The sequence below is a fragment of the Enterobacter sp. 120016 genome (assembly GCF_018383635.1).
Taxonomy (GTDB): Bacteria; Pseudomonadota; Gammaproteobacteria; order Enterobacterales; family Enterobacteriaceae; genus Enterobacter; species Enterobacter asburiae_D.
The window spans coordinates 1-13,275 of record NZ_JAHAWC010000015.1 but is presented as its reverse complement, the minus strand read 5'-3'; the positions used below and the strand labels follow the sequence as shown (position 1 = coordinate 13,275).

At 56.6% G+C, this 13,275-nt stretch carries 13 protein-coding genes; 3 read left to right on the top strand and 10 right to left on the bottom strand.

Annotation, left to right across the window (positions count from 1 at the left end; all coding sequences use genetic code 11):
• The 8 genes from dinB to KIF87_RS18190 form a co-directional block, all read right to left on the bottom strand.
• Nucleotides 1-1,059 (bottom strand): DNA polymerase IV, encoded by a 1,059-nt coding sequence (gene dinB, locus KIF87_RS18225; RefSeq protein ID WP_121425636.1) that lies wholly within the window; start codon nt 1,057-1,059, stop codon nt 1-3.
• Between the two features lie 108 nt (nt 1,060-1,167).
• Nucleotides 1,168-1,371: a (Na+)-NQR maturation NqrM gene (gene nqrM / locus KIF87_RS18220; protein WP_213329969.1), complete on the bottom strand. Its 204-nt coding sequence runs from the start codon at nt 1,369-1,371 to the stop codon at nt 1,168-1,170.
• Entirely contained in the window at nt 1,371-2,594 is a 1,224-nt protein-coding gene (nqrF, locus tag KIF87_RS18215; protein ID WP_213329967.1) for an NADH:ubiquinone reductase (Na(+)-transporting) subunit F, read from the bottom strand. Before nqrF ends, nqrM begins: the two co-directional genes overlap by 1 nt.
• Before the next feature lie 10 nt (nt 2,595-2,604).
• The gene (nqrE, locus tag KIF87_RS18210) at nt 2,605-3,201 is read right to left on the bottom strand and encodes an NADH:ubiquinone reductase (Na(+)-transporting) subunit E (RefSeq protein ID WP_023334613.1); all 597 of its coding nucleotides are present in this window, start codon (nt 3,199-3,201) and stop codon (nt 2,605-2,607) included.
• A gap of 6 nt (nt 3,202-3,207) precedes the next feature.
• Nucleotides 3,208-3,846 (bottom strand): NADH:ubiquinone reductase (Na(+)-transporting) subunit D, encoded by a 639-nt coding sequence (locus KIF87_RS18205; RefSeq protein WP_213329965.1) that lies wholly within the window; start codon nt 3,844-3,846, stop codon nt 3,208-3,210.
• Nucleotides 3,839-4,633 carry a Na(+)-translocating NADH-quinone reductase subunit C gene (locus KIF87_RS18200; protein WP_213329963.1) on the bottom strand — a complete coding sequence of 265 codons (795 nt, stop codon included), beginning with the start codon at nt 4,631-4,633 and terminating at the stop codon, nt 3,839-3,841. The genes KIF87_RS18205 and KIF87_RS18200 overlap by 8 nt, the downstream gene beginning before the upstream one ends.
• Nucleotides 4,626-5,861, bottom strand: coding sequence for an NADH:ubiquinone reductase (Na(+)-transporting) subunit B (locus KIF87_RS18195; RefSeq protein WP_213329961.1), 1,236 nt, complete (start codon nt 5,859-5,861; stop codon nt 4,626-4,628). Before KIF87_RS18195 ends, KIF87_RS18200 begins: the two co-directional genes overlap by 8 nt.
• Nucleotides 5,862-5,864: 3 nt before the next feature.
• Nucleotides 5,865-7,208 (bottom strand): Na(+)-translocating NADH-quinone reductase subunit A, encoded by a 1,344-nt coding sequence (locus KIF87_RS18190; protein WP_213329959.1) that lies wholly within the window; start codon nt 7,206-7,208, stop codon nt 5,865-5,867.
• Between the two features lie 298 nt (nt 7,209-7,506).
• Here KIF87_RS18190 and dpaA point away from each other — a divergent pair, with 298 nt between their 5' ends.
• Complete coding sequence (gene dpaA, locus KIF87_RS18185; RefSeq protein ID WP_213329957.1) at nt 7,507-8,247, top strand: peptidoglycan meso-diaminopimelic acid protein amidase; 741 nt, start codon at nt 7,507-7,509, stop codon at nt 8,245-8,247.
• On the opposite strand, the gene KIF87_RS18180 is transcribed toward dpaA, so the two are convergent.
• The gene (locus KIF87_RS18180; RefSeq protein WP_010427885.1) at nt 8,218-8,985 is read right to left on the bottom strand and encodes a class II glutamine amidotransferase; all 768 of its coding nucleotides are present in this window, start codon (nt 8,983-8,985) and stop codon (nt 8,218-8,220) included. The two genes, dpaA and KIF87_RS18180, sit on opposite strands and share 30 nt — an antisense overlap.
• 46 nt (nt 8,986-9,031) lie before the next feature.
• Nucleotides 9,032-9,610 carry a D-sedoheptulose 7-phosphate isomerase gene (lpcA, locus tag KIF87_RS18175; protein WP_010427884.1) on the bottom strand — a complete coding sequence of 193 codons (579 nt, stop codon included), beginning with the start codon at nt 9,608-9,610 and terminating at the stop codon, nt 9,032-9,034.
• 239 nt (nt 9,611-9,849) lie between these two features.
• On the opposite strand from lpcA, the gene fadE reads away from it, so the two are divergent.
• Together fadE and KIF87_RS18165 are read left to right on the top strand one after the other, a co-directional pair.
• Nucleotides 9,850-12,294, top strand: a complete 2,445-nt coding sequence (gene fadE, locus KIF87_RS18170) for an acyl-CoA dehydrogenase FadE (protein ID WP_213329955.1) — start codon at nt 9,850-9,852, stop codon at nt 12,292-12,294.
• Between the two features lie 108 nt (nt 12,295-12,402).
• On the top strand, nt 12,403-13,173 hold the full coding sequence (locus KIF87_RS18165) for an amidohydrolase (RefSeq protein WP_213329954.1): 771 nt from the start codon (nt 12,403-12,405) through the stop codon (nt 13,171-13,173).
• Nucleotides 13,174-13,275: the final 102 nt, after the last annotated feature.

The window sequence follows — 13,275 nt, the reverse complement described above, 5'->3', positions numbered from 1 at the left end:
CTACAGCCCTAATACCAGCTGCCGCTCTAACTGCGGATCCAGCAGCGTGACGTGTAATCCCACCAGCCTTACTCCTCGCCCGCCCCGGCGCTCTTCCCATGCCTTTTTCGCCGTCGCGATAAGATCGTCTTTATTCAGACGCGGCCAGACGTGTTCCTGCGTGGTCTGCTGGAAGTCGTTGAATTTTAATTTGATACCCTGACGGGCAATCAGCAGGTCCGGCTTCACCTTGATTAAGCGTCTTTCCAGCTCGGGGTAAAGCTGTTCCGTGATAATGGTTTCGCATTCGGACCAGTCATGAATATCTTCAATGAGGGTGCGCTCAACGCCGACGGATTTACGTAGCCGTTCGCTGTTCACATCGCGATCGTCAATCCCCTGGCTGCGCTCCCACAGCACGCGGCCAAACTTCCCGAAGCGCTTAAGCAGCATGGCGAGATCGCTTCGCTGCACGTCTTCGCAGGTCCGTAACCCCATGCTTTCCAGCTTAGCGGCAGAAACTTTTCCTACTCCGGGGATTTTGCCGAGCGGCAGCGTTTTCAAAAACGCAGGCACCTCTTCCGGCGTGATGACGTACTGACCGTTGGGCTTATTTAAATCGGAGGCAATTTTGGCGAGGAATTTAACTGGCGCGACGCCCGCAGACGCCGTCAGATTCAGCTCGTTGAAAATCGTCTGGCGGATCTCCTGAGCCATCAGCGTGGCGGAGCCGTGGCAGTGCACGCTGTCGGTGACATCCAGATAGGCTTCGTCCAGCGACAGCGGCTCTATCAGAGAGGTATAGCGGGAGAAGATTTCCCGAATATGAAGGGAAGCCTCTTTATAGGCTTCAAACCGGCCGGGCAGAAGCGTGAGATGAGGGCAAAGCTTTAAGGCCATCGCCGTCGGCATCGCGCTGCGCACGCCAAATTTGCGCGCAGGATAGTTGGCGGTGCTGATGACACCACGCTGAACGCGGCTGCCGCCAATGGCGATGGGAATATCCCGCAGCGCCGGGTTGTCACGCATCTCCACTGCGGCAAAAAAGCAGTCCATATCGACATGGATTATTTTGCGCATAGTAAGCCCTCACTCATTACTGGATAAGTATACAGTAAACAAATGAGGATTGAGAAGCAGATGTGAGAACGCCGGGTAGAGGCTTTGCCTTACCCGACCTGCAAAAACTTAAATAATGCGCTGCTGCTCGCGGGCCATTCTTTTTTTCCGCGCATCGCACGGCTCCGGGCAGTCGCAGACCTTTTCCATCCCAATGGAGGAAATCCCCCCGCAGCTGCCCTGAATGCTTTTCCGCTTAACGATCCAGCCTAACGACATGCCGAAAATAACAAGCATAAACACCACAAAGGTTGCCAGAAACGTCAGCATCATCAGCCTCCAAAATCATCGAGCATGATGTTCTCATCTTCAACGCCGAGATCTTTCAGCATCTTAATCACGGCGGCGTTCATCATCGGCGGACCACACATATAGAACTCGCAATCCTCGGGGGCCGGGTGCTGCTTGAGGTAGTTTTCATACAGCACGTTGTGGATGAACCCCGTGTAGCCCCTCCAGTTATCTTCCGGCTGCGGATCGGAAAGCGCAACGTGGAAGCTAAAATTCGGGTTTTCACGCGCCAGCTGTTCAAACTCATCATCATAGAACATCTCGCGCAGCGAGCGCGCCCCGTACCAGAAGCTGATCTTACGCTGGCTCCCCAACCGCTTGAGCTGGTCAAAGATGTGCGAGCGCATCGGGGCCATACCGGCACCGCCGCCGATAAAGACCATTTCCGCATCGGTATCTTTCGCGAAGAACTCCCCAAACGGACCGGAGATGGTCACCTTATCTCCCGGCTTCAGAGACCAGATGTATGACGACATCACGCCCGGCGGCGCGTCCGGCACATTCGGTGGCGGCGTGGCGATACGCACGTTGAGCATGATAATGCCCTTCTCTTCCGGGTAGTTGGCCATCGAGTAGGCGCGCAGCGTCGGCTCTTTTACCTCTGATACAAAGCGGAAGAGATTGAATTTGTCCCAGTCGGCGCGGTATTCATCCGGCACGTCGAAGTCCGCATAGGCCACGGTATGCTCAGGACACTCAATCTGAATGTATCCCCCGGCGCGGAACGGAACATCTTCCCCTTCCGGCACCCGCAGCTTCAGCTCTTTAATAAAGGTGGCTTTGTTATCATTAGAGATAACCTCGCACTCCCATTTCTTAACGCCGAAGATCTCTTCCGGCAGCTCAATCTTCATGTTCTGGCGCACGGCAACCTGACAGGCCAGACGGCAGCCCTCTTTTGCCTCGCGTTTCGTGATGTGCGCCAGCTCGGTGGGAAGGATATCGCCACCGCCCTCTTTTACCGTCACGCGGCACTGCCCGCAGGAGCCGCCGCCGCCGCAGGCCGAGGAGACAAAAATGCCGTTACCGGAGAGCGTGTTGAGCAGCTTGTCCCCCGCTGGCGTGCGGACCTGGTTCTGCGGGTCGTCGTTAATATCAATCACCACGTCGCCGGAATTCACCAGCTTCGCGCGCGCCGCCAGAATTAATCCTGACAGCACCAGTACAATCAGCGTGAACATCACCACGCCAAGGATAATTTCCATCTGTTAGCCCTTATAGCTGCACACCGGAGAAGGACATAAAGCCCAGCGCCATCAGCCCGGTGGTGATAAAGGTGATCCCTAAGCCACGCAGACCCGCAGGCACGTTGGCATATTTCATTTTCTCGCGGATCCCCGCCATGGTGACAATCGCCAGCATCCAGCCGATGCCGGAACCAAAACCGTACACCACGGATTCACTGAAGTTGTAATCACGCTGAACCATAAACGAGACGCCGCCAAAGATGGCGCAGTTCACCGCGATCAGCGGCAGGAAGATCCCCAGCGCGTTGTACAGCGACGGGAAATACTTATCGAGGATCATCTCGAGGATTTGCACCAGCGCGGCAATCACCCCGATAAAGGTGATGAAGTTCAGGAAGCTGAGATCGACCCCTTCCACCAGCGCACCGTCCCGCAGCACAAAGTTGTACACCAGATTGTTAATCGGTACAGACAAGCCGAGCACCACGGTAACCGCCACGCCCAGGCCAAATGCCGTGGAGACCTTTTTAGACACGGCAAGGAACGTACACATGCCGAGGAAAAACGCGAGCGCCATGTTTTCAACAAACACCGCGCGCACAAACAAACTCAGGTAATGAGCCATTGTCGGTTACTCCTTTTCCTGCTGTTCTGGTCTCAACGTACGAATCAGCCAGATCAACAAACCGATAATGAAAAATGCGCTAGGGGCCAGCAGGAACAGGCCATTTGGCAGATACCAGCCGCCGTTCTGCACCGTGTCCAGCACCGTGATGCCAAACAGCTTGCCGCTGCCAATCAGCTCTCGCAGGAACCCCACGGTCAGCAGGATCGCGCCGTAGCCCAGGCCGTTGCCGATACCGTCCATAAAGCTCGCCAGCGGCGGCATTTTCATGGCGTAGGCTTCCGCACGCCCCATGACGATACAGTTGGTGATGATCAGACCAACGAACACCGAGAGCTGTTTGGAGGTTTCATAGGCGAAGGCGCGCAGCAGCTGATCGACCACGATCACCAGCGAGGCGATGATCGCCATCTGCACGATGATCCTCACGCTGTTGGGAATGTGGTGGCGGATCATCGAGATAAACATGCTGGAGAACGCCGTGACCAGCGTGACTGCCAGCGTCATTACCACAGCCGTTTCCAGCTTGGTCGTCACCGCCAGGGCCGAACAGACGCCCAGCACCTGCAGCGTGATCGGGTTATTGGCGAGCAGCGGGCCAATGAGCACCTTTTTGACTTCTTTCAGTTCACCGGCATCAGCCATTGTTCAGCGCTCCTTCACGTACGTTTTTCAGGAAGGGACCAAAGCCCAGCTCGCCCATCCAGAAATCAAAACTGTGCTGCACGCCTTTTGAGGTGAGCGTGGCGCCGGAGAGCCCGTCTACGGCATAGTCGTCACCGGGACGTGCCGCCCCTTTCATCACCTTCAGCGCAGGCAGACCGTTATCATCGAGCACTTTCTTGCCGACAAACTGTGCCCGCCAGTTAGGGTTCTCAACTTCGCCACCCAGCCCCGGGGTTTCGCCCTGGTCATAATACGTAATGCCTTTGACCGTGCGGCCATCGGTATCCAGTGCCACAAAGGCATACATCATTGACCACAGCCCGTTACCGTAAACAGGCAGTACCATTTCCTGAATGCGTTTTTGGGGATCGCGAACCAGATAGATTTCAGCAAGGTTGCTACGACGCTTAATCCCGGCGGGATCTTGCGATGCCTCCAGCGTCACGCTCATCTGCGGATCTTTCAGCGCCAGCGCCTGGTTGAATGTTGCCGGGTCTTTATCCAGCAGTTCACCCGTTTTTAAATCCACCAAGCGCGCCGAAATACGTTCAGCAAAGACGGCCGAAACGTCGTCTGCGCTCATTCCTTCCTGCATCAGCCCGGCCACGGCCAGGATGTTGCGCTGTTTATCCAGCGCGCGTTGCTCCTGCTGCCGGGGTTTTAACCCCACGGCAGAACCAGCGACGACGATGGAACAGACCAGACAGAGCACCAGCACCACCAGCAGCGTTTTGCCGATGCTGTCGTTATTTTTAACCTCAGCCACGCGCATTCCTCCGTTTGATATTGGCCCGCACCACCAGGTAATCGAAGAGCGGCGCAAACAGGTTGGCAAACAGAATGGCCAACATCATCCCTTCCGGATACGCCGGGTTGACCACGCGGATCAGGACGCACATCGCGCCAATGAGCACGCCATAGCTCCATTTACCTTTGTCAGTAAACGAGGCCGAGACGGGGTCCGTCGCCATGAACATCATGCCGAACGCGAAGCCACCCAGCACCAGATGCCAGTACCAGGGCATGGAGAACATCGGATTGGTGCTCGAACCGATAACGTTGAACAGGGTGGCGGTCAGCACCATGCCGATCATCACGCCCGCAACAATCCGCCAGGAGGCCACGCGACCGAAAAGAATGATCGCCCCGCCAAGCAAAATCATCAGCGTAGAGACTTCCCCGATGGAGCCCGGAATGTTGCCAATGAAGGCATCAAACCAGGTGACAGGCTGACCCGTCGCGTTGTTAACCAGCGTTTCGCCGCCGTGTGCCGCCCACTGTGAAAGCGGCGTTGCGCCGGAAAAACCGTCTGCCGCCGTCCAGACCAGGTCGCCCGAGATCTGTGCCGGATACGCAAAGAACAGGAACGCACGTCCCGCCAGCGCCGGGTTGAGGAAGTTCCGCCCGGTGCCGCCGAAGATCTCTTTGGCAATCACCACGCCGAAGCTGATGCCCAGCGCCGCCTGCCAGAGCGGCAGCGTCGGGGGAACAATCAGGGCAAACAGAATAGAGGTCACGAAGAAGCCTTCGTTGATCTCATGTTTACGGATGATGGCAAACAGCACTTCCCAGAAGCCGCCCACGATAAAGACCGTGATGTAAATTGGCAGGAAGAAAACCGCGCCCAGCGTCATCATGCTCAACCAGCCCGCGTCTGCAGCGAAGCTCACCCCTAACGACTGGGCCAGACGGTAGTGCCAGTCGGACTTGATGACCTGCGCCAGCTGCTGTGCATCGTACATATGGTGCAGCGCCGGAATAGTCTGCAGGCCGACGTTGTACATTCCCCAGAACATCGCCGGGAAGACCGCAAACCACACCAGGATCATCATCCGCTTAAGGTCTATGGCGTCACGAACGTGCGCCGCCCCTTTCGTCACCAGACCCGGCGTGTAAAAAATGGTCGCCGTTGCTTCATACAGCGGGTAGTACTTTTTGAGCTTCCCTTCGGTAAAGTGCGGCTCAATTTTTTCAAAGAGGTGTTTTAAGCCCATCGGTTATCCTTCCTGCTCAATGCGGGTTAACACCTCGCGCAATACCGGTCCATATTCGTATTTGCCCGGACAGACATAGGTACAGAGCGCCAGATCTTCTTCATCCAGCTCCAGACAGCCCAGCGCCTGCGCGCTGTCGGTATCACCGGCGAGCAGATCGCGCAGCAGCATGGTCGGCAGAATATCCAGGGGCATAACGCGCTCGTAGTTACCAATCGGGACCATGGCGCGCTCACCGCCGTGCGTACTGGTCGAGAAGCTAAACAGCTTATTACGCAGGAAATGACCCAGCGTGGTCCGTGTGACGGAGTATTTTTCCGCACCGGGCAGAACCCAGCCGAACAGCTCTTTCTCACGCCCCTCCTGCACAATGCTCACCTGCAAATGGAAACGCCCCAGGTACGCGTGCGCATTGGCAGCACGGCGTCCGCTGAGGACCGAACCGGAAATCAGGCGGTTTTCACCCTCTTTCGTTTCCCCCACCAGCAGTTCAGTGATGTCTGCGCCCAGCAGCGTTTTTACCAGGCGCGGGTTTGCGGCCTGCGGTCCGCCGACGGCGACGATCCGTTCAGCGCAGAGTTCACCCGTAGTAAAAAGCTTACCGATGGCGATAACGTCCTGATAATTCAGATGCCAGACCCGCTTCGTCATACTCACCGGCTCAAGGAAATGGATGTGCGTCCCGACCAGACCCGCCGGATGTGGGCCAGCAAACTCATTAAACGTGACCTGCCCCTGCGGATGCCCGCCAAGCTTGCCGCCGCTGGCCTGGCAAACGTGGACTTTCCCGGACGTGAGGCGGGTTAAAACGGTCAGTCCGGCATCGAAGGCTTTCCGCTGTGCCAGGATAACCGGCTGCGGGTCCACGCTAAGCGGGTTGGTGTCGATTGCAGTGACGAAAATCGCGGCCGGTTCCGTGCCCGGAACAGGGGATTTGCTGAAGGGACGTGTACGAAGCGCGGTCCATAAACCGGAGGCCAGCAGTTGAGCCTGAACGGCGTCGCGGTTCAGCGACGCGAGCTCTGCGGCGTCGTAATGGGCAAACTCTCGCTGTTCATCGCCTTCGATGCGGATAACCACCGACTGTAGAACGCGCCGTTCGCCGCGGTTGATCGCCACAACGGTGCCGCTCGCGGGTGCCGTGAACATCACGCCGGGATTTTTTTTGTCCTCGAAGAGCGTCTGCCCTTTGATAACGCGATCGCCTTCCTGTACCAGCATTGAAGGACGCATTCCCAGGTAGTCGTCGCCCAAAATGGCGACATGACGGACGATTGCGCCTGTCGAAACGTGCTGCGCTGGCACGCCTGCAATCGGCAGATTAAGTCCTTTTTTGATTTTAAACATGTGGTTAGCAGGTTTCCATGAACAACAATCCAGTGGGCGCGAAGTGTAGCATTTTCCCCTTCTCGCGGGCAGGGAATCCGCCGTCGCGCGCGCCAAATTGCGAGCTAATGCGCAAAGTTCCTGGAGCCATCGCAATTTTGATGGTTTATAAAGTAAAACTAATTTGTAAACTCACCGCCCGGCTCTTGCGAAAATCTATGGCGGTGCTAATGTGAGCGCTCCTAACAGAATAATCTGATTTCGGGTCTCTTTTGCCGTCCTGGCAAGTTGGTCATGGTTTTATCAAGGAACTAGTAGTATGCGTAAAATCGCATTGTTCATTGCGATGCTTCTGATTCCGTGCATGTCGTTTGCCGGACTGCTCAGCAGTAATAGCTCAACGACGCCGGTCAGCAAGGAATATAAACAGCAGTTAATGGGATCGCCGGTTTATATTCAAATCTTCAAGGAAGAACGCACTCTCGATCTGTTTGTGAAAATGGGCGAGACATATCAGCTGCTTGATAGTTACAAAATTTGTAACTACTCCGGCGGGCTGGGGCCAAAACAACGCCAGGGCGATTTCAAAAGTCCGGAAGGGTTCTACAACGTTCAGCGCAGCCAGCTCAAGCCTGACAGCCGCTTCTATAAAGCCATTAACATCGGCTTCCCGAATGCCTATGACCGTGCACACGGTTATGAAGGTAAATATCTGATGATCCACGGTGCCTGCGTGTCTATCGGCTGTTATGCGATGACCGACTCCGGCATTGATGAGATTTTCCAGTTCGTGACGGGCGCGCTGGTCTTTGGGCAGCCTAACGTACAGGTCAGCATCTATCCGTTCCGCATGACGGACGCCAACATGACGCGCCACAAGTACTCATTCTATGCGGATTTCTGGAAACAGCTGAAGCCGGGTTACGACTACTTTGAGCAGACCCACAAGCCACCTGTGGTCTCTATCGTAGATGGCCGTTACGTGGTCAGCAAACCGCTGAGCCACGAAGTCGTCCATCCACAGCTGGCGTCAAATTACACGGTCCCCGAGACAAAATAGCACCCACTCGCCTGGCATAATCTTTTGCCAGGTTTCGTTGCCCGTCAGCGGCTGCGTTGCGATAACAGTGACCACATCGTTCGGTGTGGTCTCCTTCTGAAAGTCAATCTCCACATCCTGATCCAGCAGCGTCGCAACGCCAAACGGTGCGCGGCGGGTGATCCAGAACAGATTCGTCGAGCAGAACGCCATCACATAGCGGCCGTCAGAGAGCAGCATGTTGAACACGCCTTTTTCACGCAGTTCAGACGCCAGCGTCGCGATATATTTGAATACGGCGGCCATGTTGCCGGGCGTGCGGGGATAGCGCTCCGTCAGCTTGTGCAGTAGCCAGCAGAACGCTTTTTCGCTGTCCGTTTCGCCGACCGGGCGGAAATTGCCCGTCTCCAGCGACTTATAGCCCGTAAGCTGCCCGTTATGCGCGTAGGTCCAGTTACGGCCCCACAGTTCACGGGTAAACGGATGGGTATTTTCCAGCGCCACTTCGCCGCGGTTTGCCTGACGGATGTGGGCGATCACCGAGCGGGACTTGATGGGGTAGTCCTGCACCAGTTTGGCAATCGGTGAGTTAAAGCTGGGCTGTGGATCTTTGAACGTGCGACACCCTTTGCCTTCGTAGAAGGTGATGCCCCAGCCGTCTTTATGCGGCCCGGTTCCTCCACCGCGCTGAACCAGCCCGGTGAAACTAAAGCAGATATCGGTTGGCACATTGGCGCTCATCCCGAGCAGTTCGCACATACGTCACCTCCACAACAGCGGGGGCAAGAGTGCCCCCAGCGAAGTCTTACTTAACCATCTCTTTTTCGATCAGCTGGATCAGGATGTGGATCACTTTGATGTGAATTTCCTGAATACGGTCAGCATAACCGAAGTGCGGAACGCGAATTTCGACATCCGCTGTACCGTCCATCTTACCGCCATCTTTGCCGGTCAGGGTGATGACTTTCATCCCTTTTTCACGCGCGGCGGCGATCGCTTTGATCACGTTGCCGGAGTTGCCGGAGGTAGAAATCCCCAGCAGCACGTCGCCTTCGCGGCCTACCGCTTCAACGTAGCGGGAGAAGATGTGGTCGTAACCGAAGTCGTTGCCTACGCAGGAGATGTGACTCACGTCGGAAATCGCAATCGCCGGGTAGCCCGGGCGGTTTTCGCGATAGCGTCCGGTCAGCTCTTCTGCGAAGTGCATAGCGTCACAGTGGGAACCGCCGTTACCGCAGGAGAGCACTTTGCCACCGGCTTTAAAGCTGTCGGCCAGCAGGACCGCTGCGCGCTGAATAGCGTGAATATTGGCATCATCTTTCAGAAAGTTCGCCAGCGTTTCCGCCGCTTCGTTCAGTTCGTTACGAATAAGATCCTGGTACATGAGGATAATCCTTCAGTATTGATGAAATAACACAGTGGAGTGTACCGGATAGCGGGAAAAGCGAGAAGCTAAAGCCATGCGAATCGTCCGGCGTTTTGATTTTTTGTGCCGGCTAAAACACGAACAATGTGAACCAGGTTGTAATTATTTTGTAAACACATTGCTAAAGGAATTTACATCAACTACAACCATATCATCACAAGTGGTCAGACCTCCTACAAGCAAGGGAGCTTTTCTTTATGATGATTTTGAGCATTCTCGCAACCGTTGTTCTGCTCGGTGTGTTGTTCTATCACCGCGTAAGTTTATTCCTGAGCAGCCTGATTCTTCTGGCCTGGACGGCTGCACTTGGCGTCGCAGGTCTCTGGAATATCTGGCTTTTAGTCCCTCTTGCCATCATTCTTCTGCCGTTTAACTTTGCCCCGATGCGTAAATCAATGATCTCTGCGCCGGTGTTCAAAGGCTTCCGCAAAGTGATGCCGCCAATGTCGCGTACCGAGAAAGAAGCGATTGATGCGGGCACCACCTGGTGGGAAGGCGACCTGTTCCAGGGCAACCCGGACTGGAAAAAGCTGCATAACTATCCGCAGCCGCGCCTGACCGCTGAAGAACAGGCCTTTATTGACGGCCCGGTGGAAGAAGCGTGCCGTATGGCCAATGACTTTGCCATCACCCATGAAATGGCCGACCTGCCGCCAGAGCTGTGGGCGTATCTGAAAGAACATCGCTTCTTCGCGATGATCATCAAGAAAGAGTACGGCGGTCTGGAGTTCTCCGCTTACGCTCAGGCTCGCGTTCTGCAAAAGCTGGCGGGCGTTTCCGGGATCCTGGCGATTACCGTTGGCGTACCTAACTCCTTAGGCCCGGGCGAACTGCTGCAGCATTACGGTACCGAAGAGCAGAAAGATCACTACCTGCCGCGTCTGGCACGCGGTCAGGAAATCCCTTGCTTCGCGCTGACCAGCCCGGAAGCGGGCTCCGATGCGGGTGCGATCCCGGATACCGGCGTGGTTTGCATGGGTGAATGGCAGGGTGAACAGGTACTGGGCATGCGCCTGACCTGGAACAAGCGTTATATCACCCTGGCGCCAATCGCCACCGTGCTGGGTCTGGCCTTTAAGCTCTCTGACCCGGAAAAACTGCTGGGCGGTGAAGAAGATCTGGGCATTACCTGTGCGCTGATCCCAACCTCTACCCCAGGTGTTGAAATTGGTCGCCGTCACTTCCCGCTGAACGTGCCGTTCCAGAACGGTCCGACCCGCGGTCAGGACATCTTTGTGCCGATTGACTACATCATCGGCGGCCCGAAAATGGCCGGTCAGGGCTGGCGTATGCTGGTGGAATGTCTGTCCGTGGGCCGCGGCATTACCCTGCCGTCGAACTCAACCGGCGGTCTGAAGTCGGTCGCGATGGGGATTGGCGCTTACGCCCACATCCGCCGTCAGTTCAAAATCTCCATCGGCAAGATGGAAGGTATCGAAGAGCCGCTGGCGCGTATCGCGGGCAACGCCTACGTGATGGATGCCGCTGCTTCTCTGATTACCTACGGCATCATGCTGGGCGAAAAACCGGCCGTGCTGTCCGCGATTGTGAAGTACCACTGTACCCACCGCGCCCAGCAGTCGATCATTGACGCAATGGATATCGCAGGCGGTAAAGGCATTATGCTCGGCGAAGGCAACTTCCTGGCGCGCGGCTATCAGGGCGCACCGATTGCCATCACCGTGGAAGGGGCAAACATTCTGACCCGCAGCATGATGATCTTCGGTCAGGGCGCAATTCGCTGCCATCCATACGTGCTGGAAGAGATGGCCGCCGCGCAGAACAACGACGTGGATGCCTTCGATAAGCTGCTGTTCAAACATATCGGTCACGTGGGCAGCAACAAGGTGCGCAGCTTCTGGCTGGGCCTGACGCGCGGTCTTACCAGCGCGACGCCGACCGGCGATGCGACCAAACGTTACTACCAGCATCTGAACCGACTGAGCGCCAACCTGGCTCTGCTGTCAGATGTTTCCATGGCGGTGCTGGGCGGCAGCCTGAAGCGTCGCGAGCGTATCTCTGCTCGTCTGGGCGATGTGCTGAGCCAGATCTTCCTGGCCTCTGCGGTCCTGAAGCGCTACGACGACGAAGGCCGTCAGGAAGCGGATCTGCCGCTGGTGCACTGGGGCGTTCAGGATGCGATGTATCAGGCTGAGCAGGCGATTGACGACCTGCTGGCGAACTTCCCGAACCGCTTCGTGGCGGGCGCTCTGCGCGCGGTGATCTTCCCGACCGGTCGTCACCACCTGGCGCCGTCCGACAAGCTGGACCATAAGGTGGCGAAGATCCTGCAGGTACCGAGCGCAACCCGCTCCCGTATCGGTCGTGGTCAGTATCTGACGCCGACGCCGCATAACCCGGTGGGTCTGCTGGAAGAGGCGCTGCTGGACGTGATGGCTGCCGATCCGATTCACCAGAAGATCTGTAAACAGCTGGGCAAAAACCTGCCGTTTACCCGTCTGGACGAACTGGCAAAACAGGCGCTCGCCGGTGGCATTATCAATAAAGATGAAGCCGCGCTGCTGGTGAAAGCCGAAGAGAGCCGTCTGCGCAGTATTAACGTGGATGATTTCGAACCGGACGAGCTGGCGACGCAGCCGGTAAAGCTCCCGGAGAAGCACCGCAAGCCTGAAGCGGCGTAACGCGTTTCGCTTGTACAAACCCCGCCCTGAGCGGGGTTTTTTATTGCCACATTTTCTCGTAATGACGTGCTACAGTGTCAAAAAGCGGTCTTTTGAGGAGTCTGTATCGTGCCTGGTTTGAAGATTTCGATTTTGCAGCAACCTTTAGTGTGGATGGATGGCCCCGCCAACCTGCGCCACTTTGATCGTCAACTGGAAGAGATTACCGGGCGTGATGTGATTGTCCTGCCGGAGATGTTCACCACCGGCTTCGCCATGGAAGCGGCACAACAGTCAATGCCGCAGGATGAGGTGGTCGCCTGGATGCATGCCAAAGCGCAGCAGACCAACGCGCTGATTGCGGGTAGCGCTGCGCTGCAAACGGAGCGCGGGCCGGTGAACCGCTTCCTGCTGGTGGAGCCGGAAGGGAAAGTGCACTTCTACGATAAGCGCCACCTGTTCCGCATGGCGGATGAGCATCATCACTATGAAGCGGGTAACGAGCGCGTGGTGTTCGAGTGGCGCGGCTGGCGTATTTTGCCGCTGGTCTGCTACGACCTGCGCTTCCCGGTGTGGTCGCGCAACCGCAACGATTACGACCTGGCGCTGTATGTCGCCAACTGGCCTGCGCCGCGCTCCCTGCACTGGCAGTCGCTGCTGGTGGCGCGCGCGATTGAGAACCAGGCGTACGTGGTGGGCTGTAACCGCGTGGGAACGGACGGCAACGGACATCACTACCGCGGCGACAGCCGGGTGGTGAATCCGCAGGGCGAGATAATTGCCACCGCCGAGCCGCATCAGGCGACACGCATTGATGCGGAGCTGTCGTTGACGGCGCTGAAGGAATACCGGGAGAAGTTTCCGGCATGGCAGGATGCGGATCCGTTTAGCATTGGGTGAAACTTTCCCCTCACCCCGCCCCTCTCCCTGTACGGTCCGGGGACATAGTGAACACTTGTTCGGGGACATGGTAGACACTTACAACTAAGGCATAAGAACCCG

Excerpts from the sequence above, each read along its gene's own strand:
- KIF87_RS18190 (WP_213329959.1), bottom strand. The coding sequence starts at position 7,208 with ATGTTTAAAATCAAAAAAGGACTTAATCTGCCGATTGCAGGCGTGCCA.
- fadE (WP_213329955.1), top strand. The coding sequence starts at position 9,850 with ATGATGATTTTGAGCATTCTCGCAACCGTTGTTCTGCTCGGTGTGTTG.
- nqrM (WP_213329969.1), bottom strand. The coding sequence starts at position 1,371 with ATGATGCTGACGTTTCTGGCAACCTTTGTGGTGTTTATGCTTGTTATT.
- nqrF (WP_213329967.1), bottom strand. The coding sequence starts at position 2,594 with ATGGAAATTATCCTTGGCGTGGTGATGTTCACGCTGATTGTACTGGTG.
- dpaA (WP_213329957.1), top strand. The coding sequence starts at position 7,507 with ATGCGTAAAATCGCATTGTTCATTGCGATGCTTCTGATTCCGTGCATG.
- KIF87_RS18205 (WP_213329965.1), bottom strand. The coding sequence starts at position 3,846 with ATGGCTGATGCCGGTGAACTGAAAGAAGTCAAAAAGGTGCTCATTGGC.
- KIF87_RS18180 (WP_010427885.1), bottom strand. The coding sequence starts at position 8,985 with ATGTGCGAACTGCTCGGGATGAGCGCCAATGTGCCAACCGATATCTGC.
- nqrE (WP_023334613.1), bottom strand. The coding sequence starts at position 3,201 with ATGGCTCATTACCTGAGTTTGTTTGTGCGCGCGGTGTTTGTTGAAAAC.
- lpcA (WP_010427884.1), bottom strand. The coding sequence starts at position 9,610 with ATGTACCAGGATCTTATTCGTAACGAACTGAACGAAGCGGCGGAAACG.
- KIF87_RS18195 (WP_213329961.1), bottom strand. The coding sequence starts at position 5,861 with ATGGGCTTAAAACACCTCTTTGAAAAAATTGAGCCGCACTTTACCGAA.
- dinB (WP_121425636.1), bottom strand. The coding sequence starts at position 1,059 with ATGCGCAAAATAATCCATGTCGATATGGACTGCTTTTTTGCCGCAGTG.